The 20,307-nt window shown below is 66.1% G+C and carries 12 protein-coding genes; 7 read left to right on the top strand and 5 right to left on the bottom strand.

Annotated features, from left to right (window positions below; genetic code table 11):
• Positions 1-28: 28 nt before the first annotated feature.
• The 5 genes from AC1DEK_RS15025 to AC1DEK_RS15005 form a co-directional block, all read right to left on the bottom strand.
• Positions 29-955, bottom strand: coding sequence for an ROK family protein (locus tag AC1DEK_RS15025; protein WP_478126048.1), 927 nt, complete (start codon positions 953-955; stop codon positions 29-31).
• Between the two features lie 4 nt (positions 956-959).
• On the bottom strand, positions 960-1,154 hold the full coding sequence (locus tag AC1DEK_RS15020; protein WP_478126047.1) for a DUF2905 domain-containing protein: 195 nt from the start codon (positions 1,152-1,154) through the stop codon (positions 960-962).
• Between the two features lie 9 nt (positions 1,155-1,163).
• The gene (gene hisN, locus AC1DEK_RS15015; RefSeq protein WP_478126046.1) at positions 1,164-1,946 is read right to left on the bottom strand and encodes a histidinol-phosphatase; all 783 of its coding nucleotides are present in this window, start codon (positions 1,944-1,946) and stop codon (positions 1,164-1,166) included.
• Between the two features lie 60 nt (positions 1,947-2,006).
• Positions 2,007-2,906: a TauD/TfdA dioxygenase family protein gene (locus AC1DEK_RS15010; protein ID WP_478126045.1), complete on the bottom strand. Its 900-nt coding sequence runs from the start codon at positions 2,904-2,906 to the stop codon at positions 2,007-2,009.
• Between the two features lie 96 nt (positions 2,907-3,002).
• Positions 3,003-4,019, bottom strand: coding sequence for a class I SAM-dependent methyltransferase (locus AC1DEK_RS15005; protein ID WP_478126318.1), 1,017 nt, complete (start codon positions 4,017-4,019; stop codon positions 3,003-3,005).
• A gap of 98 nt (positions 4,020-4,117) precedes the next feature.
• On the opposite strand from AC1DEK_RS15005, the gene AC1DEK_RS15000 reads away from it, so the two are divergent.
• The 7 genes from AC1DEK_RS15000 to AC1DEK_RS14970 all read left to right on the top strand — a co-directional run bounded on the left by AC1DEK_RS15000 (position 4,118) and on the right by AC1DEK_RS14970 (position 20,287).
• Positions 4,118-4,915: an SDR family oxidoreductase gene (locus AC1DEK_RS15000; RefSeq protein ID WP_478126044.1), complete on the top strand. Its 798-nt coding sequence runs from the start codon at positions 4,118-4,120 to the stop codon at positions 4,913-4,915.
• Positions 4,912-5,301 (top strand): dihydroneopterin aldolase, encoded by a 390-nt coding sequence (locus AC1DEK_RS14995; protein WP_478126043.1) that lies wholly within the window; start codon positions 4,912-4,914, stop codon positions 5,299-5,301. Before AC1DEK_RS15000 ends, AC1DEK_RS14995 begins: the two co-directional genes overlap by 4 nt.
• On the top strand, positions 5,302-6,210 hold the full coding sequence (ttcA, locus tag AC1DEK_RS14990) for a tRNA 2-thiocytidine(32) synthetase TtcA (protein WP_478126042.1): 909 nt from the start codon (positions 5,302-5,304) through the stop codon (positions 6,208-6,210). It abuts the gene before it with no gap.
• A 16-nt stretch (positions 6,211-6,226) separates the two neighbouring features.
• Entirely contained in the window at positions 6,227-6,889 is a 663-nt protein-coding gene (locus tag AC1DEK_RS14985) for a DUF4136 domain-containing protein (protein ID WP_478126041.1), read from the top strand.
• Positions 6,890-6,902: 13 nt separating this feature from the next.
• On the top strand, positions 6,903-7,544 hold the full coding sequence (locus AC1DEK_RS14980) for a histidine phosphatase family protein (RefSeq protein ID WP_478126040.1): 642 nt from the start codon (positions 6,903-6,905) through the stop codon (positions 7,542-7,544).
• Between the two features lie 342 nt (positions 7,545-7,886).
• Complete coding sequence (locus AC1DEK_RS14975; RefSeq protein WP_478126039.1) at positions 7,887-15,275, top strand: amino acid adenylation domain-containing protein; 7,389 nt, start codon at positions 7,887-7,889, stop codon at positions 15,273-15,275.
• Positions 15,272-20,287, top strand: coding sequence for an amino acid adenylation domain-containing protein (locus tag AC1DEK_RS14970; protein ID WP_478126038.1), 5,016 nt, complete (start codon positions 15,272-15,274; stop codon positions 20,285-20,287). Before AC1DEK_RS14975 ends, AC1DEK_RS14970 begins: the two co-directional genes overlap by 4 nt.
• Positions 20,288-20,307: the final 20 nt, after the last annotated feature.

Here is a 20,307-nt window from a genome sequence, read left to right as displayed (position 1 = left end):
CAGGAGCCCCTATGCCGCGCTGAATGCCTCAAGCAACCAGCGCCAGCGCGCCATAGTCGCCCACGATTTCGCCCAGCCCCGCCGGTATCAGCACCGCGCCTCGCGTCAAGGCGACGAGCTTGCCGTCGATCTCCGCCTGCAATCGCGGCAACAGGAAATCCCGGTTGCTCCAGAACACACCGCCGCCCAGGCTGATGCGTTCGAGGTCCAAGGTGGCGATCAGGTTGTAGAGCATGCGCCCCATGACGCGACACAAGCCGTCCGCCGTGGCAATCGCCTGTGCGTCGCCGCTCATGGCGGCCGCGAACAGCTCAGGCGCGGACTGGCCGAAACGCCGTGCGATTGCGTTGCCAGCGCTCAGTCCCTCCACGTCGCCGACGTTGCCGCAGCCGCACAGTGCATTGGTGTCGTCACTGACGACAAAGCTGTGGCCCGCATGACCCGCATTGCCGTTCTTGCCGCGCAGCACGGTTCCGTCGACGCAAAGCCCGACGCCGATGCCGGTGCTCCACGTGACGTAGGCGCAATGATCGAACCCCTGCAGTGCGCCCCAGCGTCGCTCGGCCTCGAGTGCCGCGACAGCATCGTTCTCGACACGGACGCGCGCAAAGCGCCGGCGCAGCGGAGCCTCCAGCAGCGCGGTCATCCAGTCGTTCGGCAGTCCGCGCGCAGGGCCGGCGATGCCGCCGCAGATATTGGGCGACGCCAACTCGACCAGGCCGTCTTTCAACTCGAAGGGGCCTGCCGACGAAACGCCGACACGCTCGATGGAAGCGGGATCGATCCCTTGCTCGGCGCATGCTTCTTCGATCAGCCGGATGATCTGCAGGGCGACGGCATCGTTGTTGCCAGTCTTGGCAGTGGGCTCGCTGCGGCGGCCGATTAGCGGCGGGGCGCCCGCCGCCGAAAGGCTCACCGCCATCTTGGTTCCGCCGATGTCGACGCAGGCTTTCATCGATTCAAATCCATCGTGCGATCAACGCCGCAATCATGCTGAGAACGACCGTGCTGGCGATCGGCAACTGCCATTCGCGTCCAAAGGCACGGAACTCGAAATCGCCGGGCAGCCGTCCGAAGCCGAAGCGGCGCAGCCATTCAGTCAGCCCGCTCATCAGAACGAGCGCGAGAACGACGACGATCAGCCAGCGAATCATCGGCTGAGTTTAGGCCGCAAGCAGGGCCAATGCCTGTCGGTGAAGTTCCGGGGTTGCTGCGGCGATCACGCGCCCGTCGGATTGCAGGCCGAGCGGCCGCCCTTCCCAGTCAGTCACCGTGCCGCCGGCCGCCTGGATGAGCCCGGTTGGGCCCAGATAGTCATAGGGCTGCAGGCCGGTTTCGACCACCAGGTCGACCGTGCCGCCTGCGAGCTGCGCGTAGCCATAGCAGTCGCCGCCGAAACGCCGCATCGCGCACTGGCGGCTCAGCTTGTCGAAGGCTTGCCAGTCCGCTGCATTGAAGATGTCGGGCGACGTGGTGACGATGCGAGCCTCCGCTACGGACTTGCAATCCCGCGCGCGCACCGCCCGTCCATTGCGGTTGGCACCAACGCCTGCCTGGCCCACCCAGCGCTCGCCAAGCACCGGCATGTCGACCATTCCCAGCTCGACCTGCCCGCCGCGCACCAGCGCGATCAACGTGCCCCAGAGCGGCGACCCGGTAATGAAGCTGCGTGTGCCGTCGATCGGGTCCAGCACCCAGACGCGATCCGCTTCCAGCCGCTCGCGGCCGTGCTCTTCGCCGAGGATGCCATCGGCCGGCCGTTCGGCGCCGAGGATGTCGCGCATCGCCGTCTCGGCCGCGCGGTCGGCCTGTGTGACCGGGCTTTCATCGGCTTTCGCGATGATGTCGAGCGGTGTGCGAAAAAGGCGCAGCGAATGCGCCGCCGCGGCGTCCGCCAGCGCATGGGCGACGCGCAAATCGTCCGCCGTGGAAAAATTGGAGCTCATGAGGGCCGATTAGAACCGAGCCGATCCCGCACCTGAACCGAGCCAGAACCTAAGACAGCGTCAGAAAGGCTGATCACCCTCGATCGTCGTCCGGTAGAGCTTGCGCCGCAACGCGTCGGGCGTTCCGGCAGCCAGGTGCATCAACGAGCGATTGTCCCAGAACACGAGATCGTGCGGCGCCCACTGATGGCGGTAGACGAATTCGGGCTTCACGCTGTGCGCGAACAACTCCGCCAGCAACGCATCGCTTTCTGCCTGCGGAATGCCGACGATGCGCGTCGTGAAGTGCTCGCTGACAAAGAGCGCCTTTCGGCCGGTTTCCGGATGCGTACGAACCACGGGCTGCACAGCAGGGGCGACCTGATCGATCTGCGCCTGCGACAGCTTCGGCCGCCATGGATTCTTTGCGCGCAGTTCTTCGTACTTGGCAAGGTAGCTGTGCTCCGCCTTCAGCGGCAGGATCCGCTTCTGCAGGGCCGGGTCGAGCGCTTCCCATGCCAGGTGCTGATCAGCGAAGAGCGTATCCCCGCCCTCGCTCGGCAATTCCTGCGCGTGCAGCAGCGAGCCGAGGCTCGGCCGTGGTTTGTAGGAGATATCGGAATGCCAATAGGCCCCTGCGTCGCCCAGTCCGATGGGCTCGCCGTTTTCCTTGATGTTCGAGACGATCAGGATTTCGGGGTGCCCTTGCAGATGGAACTGGTGCAGCACATGGATTTCCAGCGGCCCGAAGCGACGGCTGAAAGCCACGTGCTCCGCAGGCGTGATCGGCTGATCGCGGAAGACGAGGACGTGGTGATCGAGGTGCGCGCGGTGAATGCGCGCGAAGTCCTCATCGTTGATCGGCTTGGAAATATCGAGGCCGACGATTTCGGCACCCACGGGCGCATCGAAACGCCGCACTTCGAAGGGCTGTGGCGGCGCATTTCTGGCGTCGGCTTCAGGGGAGGCAACTGCGGTCATTCAGACAGGTCCAATCGTGGCATCCAGACAATGTAGGCCGCCCGCGGCGGATTTCCAACCAACAGTTGGTTTCTAGCTTATGGACTACAGGGTGGGTTACAGGGTGTGAGTGCGATCGCCTTCGGCAAAACCCAGCGCATCCCAGTGCGGCCCGACCGTGAAGCCGATCACCTTGAACAATTCGCCCATCTCGTGCTCATGGATCAGCCGCACCGCCATGCTGCGCTCGGCCAGCGTGGCCTGCTCCATCATGGGAAGGATGCCGGCGTTCAACAGGAACCTCGCCTGGCTGCAATAACCCAGCACCTCGAAGCCCGCCTCCTGCCCCGCAAGCGCGACAGAAGTGAAGTTGACGTGCGCGGTGATGTCCTTGGCGCCGACGTCGACCAGCGGATTGCCATCGGCCTGATGACCGAGATGGCACATCACTGTGCCCATGTGCCGTTGCGGGTGGTAGTACTCCGGCTCCGGAAAGCCGTAGTCGAAGAAGAAGGCTGCACCCTGCTTCAGGCGATCCGCGAGCGTGGCGATGAAGGCTTCGGCTTGCGGATGGATCTCGGTGAGATAGTCGTGATCGCCTTCGATCTCCACGGGTGGCCGCAGGTCGGTCGGGCGATCTTGCCAGGCGAAGCCTTCGCCTTCGCGCACCACGCCACGCTCGAACCAATCGCCGCCGATTCGCACCAGCAATTGCACCGGCATCGCGTCGAGCACTTCGTTGCCCACCACTACGCCGCGCATGGTTTCGGGCAGTTCGGAAAGCCACTCGACCTTGTCGCCATATGCGGCCAGGGTCTCCTGCTGGCGCTCGCGCAGCGTTCCCGAAAGGTCGACGATGCGATAGCGCGCCACGCGATCGCCCAGCGCGCCGAGCAACTGGAGCGCCAAGGCGCCCGAGCCGGCGCCGAATTCCCACACTTCATCGGTGGCGGTCCGGGTGAGCGCTTCGGCCACTTGCACGGCCACCGTGCGGCCGAAGAGTGGCGTGAGTTCGGGCGCCGTCACGAAGTCGCTGCCTGAAGTCGGCATCTGCCCGAACTTGCGGCTCGCGTTGGCGTAGTAGCCCCATCCGGGCGCATACAAAGCCAGTGCCATGAAGCGGTCGAATGGCATCCAGCCGCCGTCGCGCTGCAGCGCGGCATCGATAATCCGGGTCAAAGGGGTGGCGCGACCGGCGCCCTGCTCCAGGTTCATACGGGAAATTTATCAGGATGGCTCAATCGTCCCCACGCCAGGGCGTGCTCGTGACCGGCGGCGGCCAGCGGCTGGGTGCCGCGGTCTGCGAAGCTTTCGCGCGCGCGGGCTGGCGCGTGTGGTGCCAATACCGAGCTTCACGCGAAGAGGCACTGGCATTGTGCGCGAGGCTGCGCGCCGAAGGCCACGACGCGACAGCCATCGAAGCCGACATCGGCAACGAGGAAAGCCGCCGCGGGCTGATCGGCCAGGTCTCGGCCGATGTGCCGCTGGCTTGCATCGTCAACAACGCGTCGGCCTTCGAACCCGACACCGGGCTCGACTTCGATGCCGATGCCGCGATGCGCCAGATCGGCGTGAACCTGATCGCGCCGCTTTCGTTTGCGCGTCTTCTCGCGCAGAACGCGACGCCGGGTGACGGCATCGACCGTTCGACCATTCACGTGCTGGACCAGAAGGTCTACAACCTGAATCCCGATTACTTTTCTTACACAGTGTCGAAGCTAGCGCTTGAACGCGCCGTGGCGCTGCAGGCCCAGTCGCTGGCGCCAACGGTGCGTATCTGCGGCGTCGCGCCGGGCATTCTCTTCATGAGCGGGGCGCAGACGGGGGACAACTTCGAGAAGGCTTCGCGCGCCAATCTGATGCGCCGGCCCATCGACCCTGCCGACGTCGCGCGAACCTGCGTCTTCCTTGCCGGCACCCCCAGCGTGACCGGCACCACACTTTGCGTCGACAACGGCCAGCACCTGGTGCCGCTCCCGCGCGACATCATGTTTGTCGTCGACGATCTTCTGAAAGCACCTGCTCCATGACTCACGTCGCCATCGATCCCCTGTTGCTCACCTGCAGACGCGTCTTCCTGCGCAACTACGAGGTGTGGATCAACATCGGCGTGCACGAATTCGAGAAACGCGCCGAGCAGCGCGTGATCATCAATGTCGACCTGTACGTGCCGCTCGATGTCTCTACGCCCAAAGAGGATGAGCTCGATGAAGTCGTCGACTACGACTTCATCCGCCGCACCGTCGCCACGCGCCTGAGCAAGGGGCATATCCACTTGCAGGAAACGCTGTGCGACGACATCCTGACGCAAGTGCTGCTGCATCCGAAGGTGCATGCGGCGCGCGTGTCGACGGCAAAACCCGATGTGTACCCCGATTGCGATGCAGTCGGAGTAGAAGTTTTCAGGAGCAAGTAAATGAGTGCCGTGTGGATCGACGAAACCCCTTCGTCCACCAATACCCTGAAGATCGAGCGCGAGACGCACAAGCTCGAAAAGCGCCTCTGCCGCGAAGTGGGGCGCGCCATCGTCGACTACAACATGATCGAAGAGGGCGACAAGGTCATGGTGTGCGTGTCGGGAGGCAAGGACAGCTATGGCCTGCTCGACATTCTTCTCAAGCTGAAAGCGCGGGCGCCGATTCACTTCGACATCGTCGCGGTCAATCTCGACCAGAAGCAGCCCGGGTTTCCAGAGGATGTGCTGCCCGGCTATCTGACTGCGCTGGGTGTGCCTTTTCACATCGAGGAGCAGGACACCTATTCGATCGTCAAGCGCGTGATTCCTGAAGGCAAGACGACCTGCGGACTTTGCAGCAGGCTGCGGCGCGGCATTCTCTACCGCGTGGCCGACGAGCTTGGCGCCACCAAGGTGGCTCTGGGCCATCACCGTGACGACATGCTGCAGACCTTCTTTCTCAACATGTTCTTTGCGGCAAAGCTCAAGTCGATGCCCCCCAAGCTGGTGAGCGACGACGGCAAGCACATCGTGATCCGGCCCCTCGCCTACGTGGCCGAAAAGGATCTGGTTCGCTGGGCGCAGCACCGCGCGTTCCCGATCATTCCGTGCACGCTGTGCGGCAGCCAGGAGAACCTGCAGCGCAAGCAGGTCGGCGAAATGCTGCGCGAATGGGAGCGCAAGTTTCCGGGGCGCGTCGAGAACATGTTCAGCGCTCTCCAGAACGTCGTGCCCTCGCATCTGCTCGATGGAACGTCGTTCGACTTCAAAGGTCTGAAGGCGACAGGCGTGCCCGACGCCGACGGAGACAAGGCCTTCGATGCTCCCGAATTTCCAGTCGAGTCGCCGCTGCGCATCGTCCAAATCTGAAGGCCGGAGGCCGTGCATGAGATTCCTACCGGCCACTCTCGTGCTCATCGCAAGTCTTTCGGGCTGCGCCACCCACTGGGTGGTCGACAGCGACGTCCGCAGCTTTTCGGAGATCGGCTCCGTGCCCGCCGATGCGACCTACAGATTCGAGCGGCTCCCGTCACAGCAATACGACTTGCGCGCGCAGTTGCAACTGGAGGCGATGGCGACACCCGCGCTGGAAAGCGTGGGCTTGCGCCGCGACGATTCGGCGCCCCGCTACACCGCAGAGATCGGCGCTCGCGTCACGTCCGAGCTGTCCCCCTGGGTCGATCCCTGGTTTGGCGGGCCGGGCTGGGGACCGGGGCCATGGTGGGGTCCGGGCCCTCGCTACGGCGGCTGGGGCTACGGGTATGGCGGTGGGTGGTATGGGCCGATGTACCCGGCCGCTTCGAACCCCTGGTACACGCGCGAGGTCAGCATCGTGCTCCGCGAACTCCCATCGAACCGGGTCGTCTATGAAACACACGCCCGAAACGACGGCCCCTACAACATCAGCGCCGATGTACTGCCCGTGATGTTCCAGGCGGCGCTGCAGGGATTTCCCCATCCACCGCCGGGTGAGCGGCGGGTGAACCTGGAGATTCCGACGGCCAGGAACCAAGCCCCGCCGACCCCCCGGGTTCAGGGGCCGCCCTAAAATCTTCGCGGATATGGAGCCCACCAGAGTCATCGCCGTTCGCCACGGCGAAACCGCCTGGAACGTCGACTGCCGCATCCAGGGACAGCTCGATATCCCGCTGAACGACACCGGTCTTTGGCAGGCGCGGCGTGTGGCGATGGCGCTCGAGGACGAGCCCATTGCCGCGATATATGCCAGCGATCTGGCACGCGCGTGGCAAACGGCAGAGGAAATCGCGCTGGCGCACGGCGTCGAGGTCACACCTGACCGCGGGCTGCGGGAAAGGGCTTTCGGCCTTTTTGAAGGACAAACCTATGCGGACATCGATGCCAAGCTGCCCCTTCAGGCTAGGCTGTGGCGTACGCGTGACCCCGAATTCTCACCCGAAGGCGGAGAGTCACTGCTCACTTTTCGCGAACGGGTCACCAGCACGGCATCGCGCATCGCTGCGAGACACCCGGGCCAACTGATAGCCATCGTGGCCCATGGGGGCGTCATGGACGTCCTCTATCGTGACGCGACCCGGCAGGATCTGCAGGCGCCGCGCACCTGGGAGCTGGGCAATGCCGCGATCAACCGCCTCCTCTGGACGCCGCAGGGCTTCACGCTCGTGGGTTGGGCCGATGCCGCCCATCTTCTTGGCGACGGGACGCTGGACGAAGCGACCGTCTGAGCGCGTTTTTTTGCCACGTAAACTGACGATTAATGTCAGCTATTTGTATTCATTTTGTATAAATGAGTGCAAAATCGTATCTGCGTTGAAGCATTCCTCCGGCAGCAAAACGCAACCAAGTGCTTCGAACGTTGCAGAGCATCCAAACGACATAGGCTGAGCCATACGGCCTTTCGTACGGTGGCGCAGGCGCGTTGCAGAGGGCAATATGGAGTCCCGGCTGAAAATTAGCGCTTTGTGATTACCTTTGGCTTTGATACATCTTCCGCCGAAAAGACGTAACGGTTGAAACAAGCAAGACCCCGAAGGGCAACGGACATTTCATACGCGGAGTCGCAGTCCATGGAACAACAGCCTCTTTCCCCCACATCGCCCGAGGCGGTGTCGCTCTCGCTGATCGACCTGTTCGTCCGCCCCTCCGGCAACGCGCCCCAGACTCGTCAAAGCAGCAACTCCGCGCTGCCTGCGATCCTCACCGCGCAACTGGCCGAGCGGCTCCAGGCATCCCGATTTCTCCCGGACACGCTTTTTGCGGCAGCCTGGTGCCTCCTGCAGTCACGCTGGCTGGGAAACCCGGCAGTGGAGCTTCGCGAAGCCGTGGTCGACGCATCGTCGCCTGCCCGCGTCGTCGCTGCCGTGATCCATTGCGACGGCGATGCGACCGTGGGCCAATGGCTTTCGGATGCCGATCAGGCTCGTCGCAGCGCGGCCACGGTTCCGGCGACCGACGCGCCGCCCTTTGCCCTGTGGCTTCGCGACGGAGCGCCCGATGTCGGCAGTGACGGTCCGATGCTTCAACTGGGGACGGCTTTCCCGCCTGGGCAAAGAGCCATGCTCCATATGACGATCGCTGCCGCGGTCCTCGAGAGCGCAGTCGCCGAAAGCCTGCTGGCCGCGCTCACGGACACTGCATGGGATCTGCTGGAGCGGCCGACGGCCACCCTGCGCGAAATCCGCACGCTGCCGGCATCCGACCGGCAGCGGCAATTGGAAGTGTGGAACACCCCGGCTTCCGACTACGACCCGGCGCTCACCGTCCACGCCGCGTTCGAACGCCAGGTCGCGGCGCAAGGCGACGCCATCGCCTTGGTTGGCGAGGACGGGCCCGTGACCTATCGCGCGCTGTCCGATCGGGCTGGACGCATGGCGCGCAGGCTGCAGGCGCGCGGCGTTCGCGCCGGAGATACCGTAGGCGTGATGCTCGACCGTTCGAGCGCAGCGGTGGTCGTTCTGCTTGGCATCCTGAAGGCCGGCGCGGGCTATGTTCCCGTGCAGCCGGACTTTCCGGCCGAACGCATCGCCTTCATGCTGTCGCATTCCGATGTCGGGTTGGTTGTGACCCAGTCCGCGCACCGTCAACTCGTCCCCACTGGCCGGGCGCTACTGTCGATCGATGAGCCTGCCGACGACGCCTCGCTGCCGCCGCTCGCGCCCGCGCCGGCAAGCGGCGAATCGGTGGCTTATGTGATGTACACATCGGGCTCGACCGGCACGCCCAAGGGCATCGAGATCTGCCACCGATCGATTCTTCGTCTCGTGGTCGGTGCCCGCTATGTCGAACTCCCGCCCGGCGAAGCCATGCTGCACGCGGCGCCGCTTGGTTTCGATGCATCCACGCTCGAGATCTGGGGCCCGCTACTGAACGGCGGCATCTGCGTAGTCCACGACGAACAGGTGCCGACCGGCGCCGGACTGGCGCGCACCATCGCACGGCATTCGGTCAGGACCGCCTGGCTCACGGCTGCGCTCTTCAATGCGGTGGTCGACGACGATCCCGCACAGCTGGCCGGCCTGCGTCAACTGCTCACCGGCGGCGAGGCTCTGTCGGTTCCGCATGTGCGGCGCGCAATGGCCGCCCTGCCCGGCCTCATGCTGATCAACGGCTACGGTCCGACGGAATGCACGACCTTCGCGGCCACGCACCACATTCCGCGCGACCTGCCGGCCGACGCGCGCTCGGTGCCGATCGGACGGCCCATCAACGACACGACCCTCCGCGTCCTGGGCCCGACGATGGCGATGCTGCCCGCCGGCCTCGTCGGCGAGCTCTGCATCGGCGGACGCGGCCTGGCGCGCGGCTACCTGCGGCGCCCCGACCTGACGGCAGAGCGCTTCGTCCCCGATCCGTTCGGCGGGGCTGACGACCGGCTCTATCGCACCGGGGACCAGGCACGCTGGCTGCCCGACGGCACCATCGAGTACATCGGCCGCATCGACGGGCAGGTCAAGATCCGGGGCCATCGGATCGAGACTGGCGAAATCGAGGTGGCGCTGCTCACGCACCCGGGCGTCAAGTCCTGCGCAGTCATCGCGCGCGCAGATGCGGCCGGCCGGCTTCGCTTGGTAGCCTACCTGGTAGCCCGTGGTGCCGAGGTGCCGTGGACGACCCTGCGCCAACACCTCGCCGAGCGCCTGCCCGAAGCGATGCTGCCCGCGGCGCAGGTCTGGCTCGAACAACTGCCGGTCACGACCAACGGCAAGCTCGATCGCCGCGCGCTTCCTGAGCCGCCGAGGCAACGACCCGAACTCGCGCAAACCTTCGAGGAGCCCCGTGACGATGTCGAGCGCAAGGTATGCGCAGCGTTCGCACGCGCCCTCGGCATCGACCAGGTGGGTCGCAACGACAACTTCTTCGATCTCGGTGGCGATTCGCTGCTGGTGCTGAAAGTGCTGAAGGATCTGCAGCGCGGCAGCGATCGTCGCCTGTCGACCAACCTGTTCTTCCGCCAGCCCACGCCCGCGGCCCTGGCCATCGGCATGCAGGACAGCGCGCCCGCCACGCCGCAACGCGAGGCTGACAGGCCCGCGCCGCAAGCGATGCAGGGCATGGAGCCGGTGGCACTCATCGCCATGGCAGGCCGCTTCCCGGGCGCCGCGGACGTCGAGCAGTTCTGGGACAACCTCATGGCGGGTCGCGAATCGATCACCTTCTTCGACGACGCGACGCTGGACGCCGGCGTCAGCGCCGCCTTGCGGGCCGACCCCTCCTACGTGCGCGCACGCGGCGTGATCGACGACATCGAGCAGTTCGACGCAGCCTTCTTCGGCATCAACCCGAAGGAGGCGGAGCTGATGGACCCGCAGCACCGCGTGTTTCTCGAGATCTGCTGGGAATGCCTCGAACGCGGCGGCTATGTGCCCGACCAGGCGCCCGGCCCGGTGGGCGTGTTCGGCGGCATGTCCAACGCGACTTACTTCCAGCGCCACGTGTCCGCGCACCCGGACCTGATCGACATGGTGGGCGAATTCCAGGTGATGCTCGGCAACGAGAAGGACTACATCACCACCCGCGTGGCGAACCGTCTCAGCCTGACCGGCCCGGCCGTCAGCGTGCACACCGCCTGCTCGACTTCGCTGGTGGCCGTGGCGCAGGCCTTCCATGCGCTGCGCACCGGCCAGTGCCGCATGGCGCTCGCGGGCGGCGCGTCGATCACCTGCCCGCCGCGCAGCGGCTATCTCTACAACGAAGGCTCGATGCTGTCGCCCGACGGCCATACGCGCAGCTTCGACGCGAAGGCGAAGGGCACGGTCTTCAGCGACGGCGCAACGGTCGTGCTGCTCAAGCGGCTGTCCGACGCGATCGCCGATGGCGACACCATCTATGCCGTGCTGCGCGGCGCGGCGGTCAACAACGACGGCGGCGCCAAGGCCAGCTTCACCGCGCCAAGTGTCGACGGGCAGGCCGCTGTCATAGAGGCCGCGCTGGCATGCTCGGGCGTCGAGGCCCGCAGCGTTTCCTATGTCGAAACGCATGGCACCGCCACGCCGATGGGCGACCCGATCGAGGTCGAAGGCCTCACCCACGCCTATGCGGCGCACACCGCGGACACCGGCTTCTGCACCATCGGCTCTCTGAAGAGCAACGTCGGCCACATGGTCACGGCCGCCGGGGCGGCCGGCCTGATCAAGGCCGCACTCGCAATGCATGCCGAAGCGATTCCCGCAAGCCTGCACTACGAGTCGCCGAACCCGGCCATTGATTTCGACGCCTCGCCCTTCCGGGTGAACAGCCAGTTGCGCGCCTGGCCGCGCGAGGCCACGCCCCGCCGCGCGGGCGTCAGCAGCTTCGGCGTCGGTGGCACGAACGCGCACGTGATCATCGAGGAGGCGCCGCTGAGAGCGCCCTCCGATCCCGCAACCGGCCCGCAACTGCTGACCCTTTCCGCCCGCTCACCGGCGGCGCTCGCCGCCGCGGCAGCGCGACTGGCCGATCACCTCGACACGCATCGCGATGTCGCGCTGGCCGATGTGGCGCACACCCTGCGTGTCGGCCGCAAGCAGTTTGCGCATCGCGCCTGCGTGGTCGCCGAAACTTTCGATGAGGCGGTCACGGCATTGCGTACCGGCGACTCTGCGGCTCGCGCTGGCGGCTCGGTCAATGCCTGGATGCCGCAACCGGTATTCATGTTCCCGGGCCAAGGCGCGCAGTACGCGGGCATGGGCCGCGCACTCTATGCTGGCGATGCTGTCTTCCGCGCCGCCTTCGACGAGTGCCTGCGAGCCTTCGATGGCGTCCTGGGCTTCGATCTTCGCGAACGCATGTTCTCGGACGATGCGACGGCACTCACCCCGACATCGGTCACCCAACCTGCCACTTTCGCGCTCGAATACGCGTTGGCGCGCCAACTCATGGCACTGGGCGTGACGCCGGGCGCCATGATCGGCCACAGCGTGGGCGAATTCGCCGCCGCCGTGCTGGCCGGCGTGATGCGCCTCGACGACGCCGCGCGGCTCGTGGCACAGCGCGGCGCGCTGATGCAGGCGCTGCCCGCCGGCACGATGCTGTCGGTGCGCCTCTTGGCCGCCGAGCTGCTGCCGCTCTTGCCCGAAGGCATCTCGCTGGCCGCCGACAACGGCCCGGCCGTCTGCGTGGCCGCAGGTCCGAGCGATGCGATCGAGAACCTGCGCATGGTGCTGGAGGGCAAGGGCATCGTCGCGAAGACGCTCCAGACCTCGCACGCCTTCCACTCCGCCATGATGGAAGCGGCCGTCGCGCCCTTCGAAGCGCTGGTGCGCGAGACACCGCTGTCGGCGCCGAAATTGCCGATCTATTCGACGCTCACCGGCCGCCTGTTGACGGACGAGGAAGCCACGGACCCGCACTACTGGGCGCGGCACCTGCGTGAAACCGTGCGCTTTTCGCCCGCGGTTCGCGAAGTGCTCGGCCAGCTCGCACATCCGCTCTTCATCGAGATCGGCCCCCGCAATACCCTGGCCACGCTGGTGCGCCAGCACGCAACCAAGGCCGTACTCGCACCCGCCGCGTCGCTGCTGCCGGACCCGGCGCAGGGCGAGTGCGCCGCATGGCGACTCGCCGCCGGCCGCCTCTGGTCGCAAGGCGTCGAGATCGATCTCGGCGCCCTCGATCCGCGCGCACGCAAGCATCGTGTGCGGCTGCCCACCTATCCCTTCGAGCGCAGGCGTTTCTGGGTCGAGATGGCGACGGCGCCTGCCGACGTTCCGGCCGCTGCCGCTGCCGCTGCCGCTGCGCCCGGGTTCGACGTTTCCGCTTTTTCCGACCATTCCGCCCTTTCCGTCCCACTTTCCACATCGATCCCGGAGTTGACAATGACTGTCGCTGCTGTCGCCTCTTCCGCGCCCCCTGCGCGCCGTGCATCCCTCGTCACGCGCCTGCGCGAATTGTTCGAGAACCTCTCGGGCGTCGATATGACGGACGTCGAGGGCGCAGCACCCTTCGTCGAGATCGGACTCGACTCCCTCACGCTCACGCAGGCCGCGTTGCAGGTCAAGAAGACCTTCAAGGTCAACCTCACCTTCAGGCAGCTGATGGAAAGCTATCGCAGCTTCGATGCGCTGGCGGAGTTCCTGGACGCGACGTTGCCCCCCGAGCCGGCAAAGGTCGCGGTCGCGGCGCCGGTGCCGGCAACCGCTGCGATTGCCGCGCCCCAACCGGTGGCACCGGTGGCCATGCCCGCCACGGCGGCGATCCAGCCGATGGCCGGTCTCGGCGCCGGCAACGGCTCCCTGATGCAGCAAGTCATCGCGCAACAGATGCTATTGATGCAACAGCAACTCGCATTGCTGTCGGCGGCGCCGACGGTTCCGGTCAGCCCCGTGCTGCCGGCACCGGCGACGGAGCAACCCACGCCCATGGCCACCGCCGCGGCCACGGCGTCCACTTCCCCCACGCCGGCTGCTGCCGAGGAGCCCGCCGCGCCTCTGCAGAAGTACGACGTCAAGAAAGCCTTCGGCGCCATCGCGCGCATCCACACGCAGAGCAAGGAACCGACCGAGCGGCAGAAGGCCCGCCTGGCGGCTTTCATGCGGCGTTATGTGGAGCGCACGCGCGGCAGCAAGGCCTTCACCGATCGCAACCGTTCGCACATGGCCGACCCGCGCGTGGTCAACGGCTTTCGCCCCGCGACCAAGGAGATCACCTACCAGATCGTCGTCGAGCGCTCCAAGGGCTCGCGGCTCTGGGACATCGACGGCAACGAGTACGTGGACACGCTGAACGGCTTCGGCATGAACCTGTTCGGATGGACACCGGACTTCATCAACGACGCGGTGCGCAAGCAGCTTGACCTGGGCTACGAGATCGGCCCGCAGCATCCGCTCGCGGCCGACGTGACCAGGCTCCTGTGCGACCTGACCGGCTTCGACCGCGCGGGTCTGTGCAACACGGGCTCGGAGGCCGTGATGGCCGCGCTGCGCATCGCGCGCACGGTCACCGGCCGCAGCACCGTGGTGCTGTTCACCGGTTCCTACCATGGCACGTTCGACGAAGTGCTGGTGCGCGCGGGGCGCAATGCGAAGGGCATGTCGGCGGCGCCCGGCGTGCTGCAGGGCATGTTCGGAGATGTCAGGGTGCTGGACTACGGCACGCCGGAAGCGCTGGAGTTCATCCGCGCCAATGCCGATGACCTGGCCGCCGTGCTGGTCGAACCGGTGCAAAGCCGCCGGCCCGACTTCCAGCCGCGCGAATTCCTGCGCGAGGTGCGGGCCATCACCGAGAAGTCCGAAACCTGCCTGATCTTCGACGAAGTCATCACCGGCTTCCGTTGCGACCTGGGCGGTGCGCAGGCGGTGTTCGGCATCCGCGCCGACCTCGCCTGCTACGGCAAGGTGCTCGGCGGCGGCTTCCCGGTCGGCGTGATCGCCGGCAAGCGCACCTACATGGACGCGCTCGACGGCGGCCCGTGGCAGTACGGGGACGATTCGGTGCCCACCGTGGGCGTGACCTACTTCGCCGGCACCTTCGTGCGGCACCCGCTGGCGCTCGCCGCGTCCAAGGCCGCCCTCGAACACCTGAAGCAGGACAACAACAAGCTGCAGACCCAGTTGAACCTGCACACCGCGGCCATGGCCGACGAGTTGTCGGCTTTCTGCCGCGAGGTCGGCGCGCCGCTCGAGATCCGCTACTTCTCGTCGCTATGGCGCGTGAGCTGGCTCGAAGACCATCCCCTGCAGGATCTGTTGTTCGCGATGATGCGCAGCCGCGGCGTGCACATCCTCGACAACTTCCCCTGCTTCATGACGACCGCGCATTCGCAACAGGACATCGCGACCATCAAGTCCGCCTTCAAGGAATCGGTGGCCGAGATGCAAGAGGCCGAACTGCTGCCGCGACGCGCGGTGGTCCAGGCGGCATTCGACCCGTCGCATCCGCCAGTTCCGAACGCGCGCCTGGGCCGTGACAAGGACGGCCAGCCCGCGTGGTTCGTGCCCGACCCCAACGCACAAGGCAAATTCACGAAGTTCCAAGCATGACCGAAGCTGTCCTGACCCCACCCTCTGCCCCGGCCGCGGAGGACTTCGACCCCTTCGCGTCAGGGATGATCGAGCGCATTGTTCCAACGACCGAAGCACAGCGAGAGGTCTGGCTGGGCGACCAGCTGAGTCCCGACGCATCGTTGGCCTACAACGAGGCGCTCCGGATGCAGCTCAAGGGCGAACTGGACGCTCAGGCGCTGTCCGCAGCGCTCGACCGGCTGGTTGCCCGACACGAGTCTCTGCGCTCCACCATCTCACCCGATGGCACGCAGCTTCTGATTGGCGAAGCCAAGCCGGTCGACCTGTCCGAACACGACCTGTGCGGGCTCGACCCCGCTGCGCAGAAGCGACGGTTGGAGGATGAGGGCCTCGCCGCCGTACTGCAGCCCTTCGAGCTGGAGAAGGGACCGCTCTTCAGGGCCTCGCTCTTCCAACTGTCTGCCGTCGAGCACGTGCTGATCATGACGGCCCACCATGCCGTCTGCGACGGCTGGTCCTGGGGCGTCATCAGTCAGGATCTCGGGCTGCTCTATGCGGAGCAGATCGGCGCCGGTCCGTCGCTCGAAGCACCGGCGCGGTATTCGGATTACGCCGCATGGGAAGCGCAGGAAGCCGCCAGCCCGGAGATGCAGGGCCATGTCGACTATTGGCTGTCGCGCTTCACGGGCGGCAGCCTGCCGGTGCTCGAACTGCCGCTGGACCATCCACGACCCGCGGTACGCACCTTCAATTCCCGCCGTGTCGACCACGTGTTGCACCAGGACCTGATCGACTCGCTGCGCAAGGTCGGCGCCGCGTCGGGCGCCAGCCTGTTTGCGACGATGTTCAGCGCCTTCGCCGCCACCCTGCACCGGCTCACGGCGCAAGACGATCTGGTGATCGGCATCGCCGCAGCCGGCCAGATGCCGAGCGACATGCCGACGCTGGTCGGCCATTGCGTCAACACGCTGCCGATCCGCGTCGCCATCGAGCCGCAGATGTCCTTCGACGCGTTTGCACGCTCTTCGGGCGCAACGCTGCTGGATGCTTTCGAGCATCAGACACTGACCTACGGCGCCCTGCTGCGAAAGCTGCCGGTGCCTCGCGATCCGAGCCGCCTTCCACTGGTGAACGTGCTGTTCAACCTGGACAGCGGAGCGCTGGTCACGGGCAACTTCCCGGAGATCGAATCGGAGCAGACTTCGATCGCTCGCCGATACGAGAACTTCGAGCTTTTCATCAACGTGGCACCGATCCGGCAGGGCATGCAGATCGAGGCGCAGTACAACGCCGATCTGTATGACGACGCCACGATCAGACGTTGGCTCGGCATGTACGAATGCCTTCTTCGCGCGGCTGCGTCAGATCCGTTGCAGCCGATCGGGCGTCTCAACGTGGCGTCCGATGCGGAGACGCAGGCGCTCGTCGCGCTTCAGCCGCAGGAAACGCCTTTGGCGGGCGCGCAGTTGATGCACGCGGCCTTGGTCGAACGCGCCGCAACGAGCCCCGAACGCACCGCCCTGCGCGACGGAGAGCGCCGCTGGAGCTACCGAGAACTCGACGAACAATCGAATCGCCTTGCGCACGCCCTGCGCGAACGCGGCATGGGACGAGGCGAGCGCGTCGGCCTGTGCCTGGATCGCAACGCCGACATGATGGTCGCGCTGCTGGCCGTGCTGAAGACCGGCGCTGCTTATGTACCGCTGGACCCGGCCTTTCCGCAAGCGCGCCTCGACTACTACGCCGAAGACGCCAAGCTGGGTCTGCTGCTCACGGCCTCGACCGTCCCCGCCGCACCAGCGAACTGGCGCCCCGACGCTGCAACGCGCATCTTCTCGATCGACAGGGACACCGCGTGGCGCGACAAGGCGGCGACTGCACTGGTTCCCTCGCCGCAGGACGCGCAGCCGGCGGACGCGGCCTACGTCATCTACACCTCCGGGTCCACAGGCAAGCCCAAGGGCGTTTGCGTGCCCCATGGCGCAGTCGCGAACTTCCTGCAGAGCATGCGCGAAGCACCCGGCATCACAGCCGACGATCGCCTCGCGGCGGTGACCACCTTGTCGTTCGACATTGCCGTGCTCGAACTGATGTTGCCGCTGACCGTCGGCGCCGAAGTGATCCTGGTCTCGCGCGACACGACGATGGACGGAAACGCGCTGCGCACGCTCATCGAGGAAAGCGGCGCGACCATGATGCAGGCGACGCCGGGTGGCTGGCGTCTGCTGCTCGATGCGCAATGGCCCGGCACATCGCGATTCAAGGCGCTGGTCGGCGGCGAAGGCCTGCCCTCGGACCTTGCGCAGTTGCTGCTGCAGCGCTGCGGCGAGGTCTGGAACATGTATGGACCGACGGAAACGACGATCTGGTCGACGCTCTGGCGCGTCGAGCCGGCTCGCGTCGCGCAGCGCGGCGTTTCGATCGGCAAGCCAATTGCCAACACGACCGTGTGGATCCTCGACGCGCAGGGGCAGCGCTGCCCCATCGGCGTACCTGGCGAAATCGTGATCGGCGGCATCGGCGTGACGCTCGGCTATCTCGACAGGCCCGAACTCACGGCCGACCGCTTCATTCCCGATCCGTGGGGCGCGGCAGGCTCGCGTCTCTATCGCACGGGCGACCGCGGCCGCTGGGGCAACGACGGCTTGCTTGAACACATGGGCCGTTTCGACTTCCAGGTCAAGGTGCGCGGCTATCGCATCGAACTCGGGGAAATCGAAGCCGCATGCAACGAAGTTCCAGGCATCGGCAACAGCGTCGTCATCACGCGCGAGGACCAGCCAGGCGATGTGCGTCTGGTGGCTTATGTGAGCCCATCGCCGAACGCGAAGATCGACTTGGCGGAACTCGATCGCCGCCTGCGCGAACGCCTGCCGCAGTACATGCTGCCGCAGCACGTGGTGACGCTGGACGCCATCCCCTTCCTGCCCAACGGCAAGGTCGACCGCAAGGCGCTGCCCAAGCCCAGCGCCACGCGAGATCAGGCGGCCGAGCGGGTCGCACCGCGCAATGAGCGCGAGCGGATCGTGCTCGAGCACATGGAACGCGTGCTCAATCTGCCGGGCCTCGGGATCCGTGACGACTTCTTCGCGCTCGGCGGCCATTCGTTGCTCGCCGCGCGGCTCGCGACGCTGCTGAGCCGCGAGTTCGACGTCACTGTGCCGCTGCGCGTACTTTTCGAAGCGCCCACGGTGGAGCGGCTCGCCGCGTCGATCGACACCCTTGGCCAGAGCGGTGCTCCCCGCGGTGAAGCTATCCGGGTCGTGCCGGGCCGGCGCAGCGCCCCGCTCACGCCAATGCAGGAACGCATCCGCTTCCTCGAAGAGCTGCATCCAGGTCGCTCGACGTACAACGCCCCCTCCGCGCACCGGCTTGGCGGCGTCATGGACGTCGACAAATTCAAGGCTGCGCTCGGCATCATCATTGAGCGGCAACCTGCGCTGCGCACGTCCATGGGCGCTGATCCGGCCACGGGCGAGCCGCAGGCCGTGGTTGCCGACATGGTGGCTTACGAGCTACCGGTCGTCGATCTCGGCGCACTGCCTGACGACCAGCGCGAGACAGCCCTGAAAGAACGCATGCGCGAACTGGCGGATCGGCCGATCGACATCCACAAGGCGCCGCTGTTCAATGCGACGCTGTTCCGGATGGCTGCCGACGATCATGTGTTCGTTTTCGTGCCGCACCACCTGATCTGGGACGGCTGGTCCTTCGACATCCTGCAGCAGGAACTCTCGACTATCTATGGCGCGCTGGTTCGCGGCGAGCCGCACGGCCTGCCGCCTCTCGCGGCGACCCACGGCGACTATGCCGAGTGGTATGCGCGCTGGCTCGAATCTCCCGCCTGCCAGACGCAGTTGCACTACTGGAAGAACCGCTTCGCGAGCGCCCCCGCATCGAAGGCGCCGCGCACGGACATGCCGCGCCGGGCCGGCATGAGCGGCCGAGGCGGCTCGCACTGGATCACCGTCGACAAGGACCTCACCGAGCGCCTGCGCCAGGTGGGCCAGCGCCATGAGATGACGCTCAACATGCTGACCCTGGGCGTCTACATCCTGATGATGAGCAACGTCATCGGAACGCCGTCGATCGTCATTGCGACACCGGTTCGCGGGCGCGAGGCGCCGGAACTGGAGCCGGTTGTGGGCTTCTTCAACAATCTGCTGCCGATGCCCTTCCAGGTGGACGCGTCGCTGCGCTTCGGCGAATTCATGCACTACGTGAAGCAGGAACTGATCTCGGTGATGGATCACCAGCAGATTCCTTTCGAACGGCTGGTCAGCGAACCCGAGTTCGCCGAGCGTGCGCAAGGCGTGGGTCTGTACCAGGCGCTGTTCTCGTTCCAGGATGCGCGCGAGCGGGCGCCGGATCTCGGCGGCCTCTCGGACCGACAGGTTCATCTGGTCCAGCAAGGGGCGACGGACGACCTGGGCCTGTGGCTCATGGACAAGTCGAGCGTGCTGGAAGGCTCTGTCGTGTACAACGCCGACGTCTACAAGGATGAAACGGGCGCGGCCTTCAGGGAGCGCTACATCGAGTTGCTGCGCCGCGTTGTCGACGAGGCCGATCCAACGCTCGAAGCCATCCTCGCGCCCGCGGGATCGGCCAGCGCCGCATACCTCCAGCGCCTGTCCGCTGCAGAGCCGACCGCGCTCACCGCCAGCCCCCCTGCCGTGCCGACCGTCCCGCCGCGCGCCAACCAGCGCGATACGTTGCTGCAGCCCGAGCAGGCTCGCCTGGCGCAGATCTGGGCCAGCGCGCTGAGCATCGACGTCAACGACATCCATGCCGACGAGAATTTCTTCGACCTGGGCGGAGATTCGCTGCTCGCCATGCGGGTGCTCCAGCAAGCGGAGCAGGTCATGGGCTTCCGGGTCGAGCCCCGTCGCTACGTGTACGAGACGCTGGCGCAGCTCTCATCGGCTTCGGCCGGCGTCGCCATCGATGTACAAGCCGCGGAGCAGCCGGCCAGGGACACGGCCAAACGCGGCGGTCTGCTGGGCCGCGTGTTCTCAGGCTGGAAGAAATGAAGGGGTTGAGAGGAAACTGC

It is taken from the genome of Variovorax sp. 10N420, from assembly GCF_056394705.1.
The sequence above is the reverse complement of the archived record's forward strand: the minus strand, read 5'-3'. Positions and strand labels throughout refer to the sequence as shown.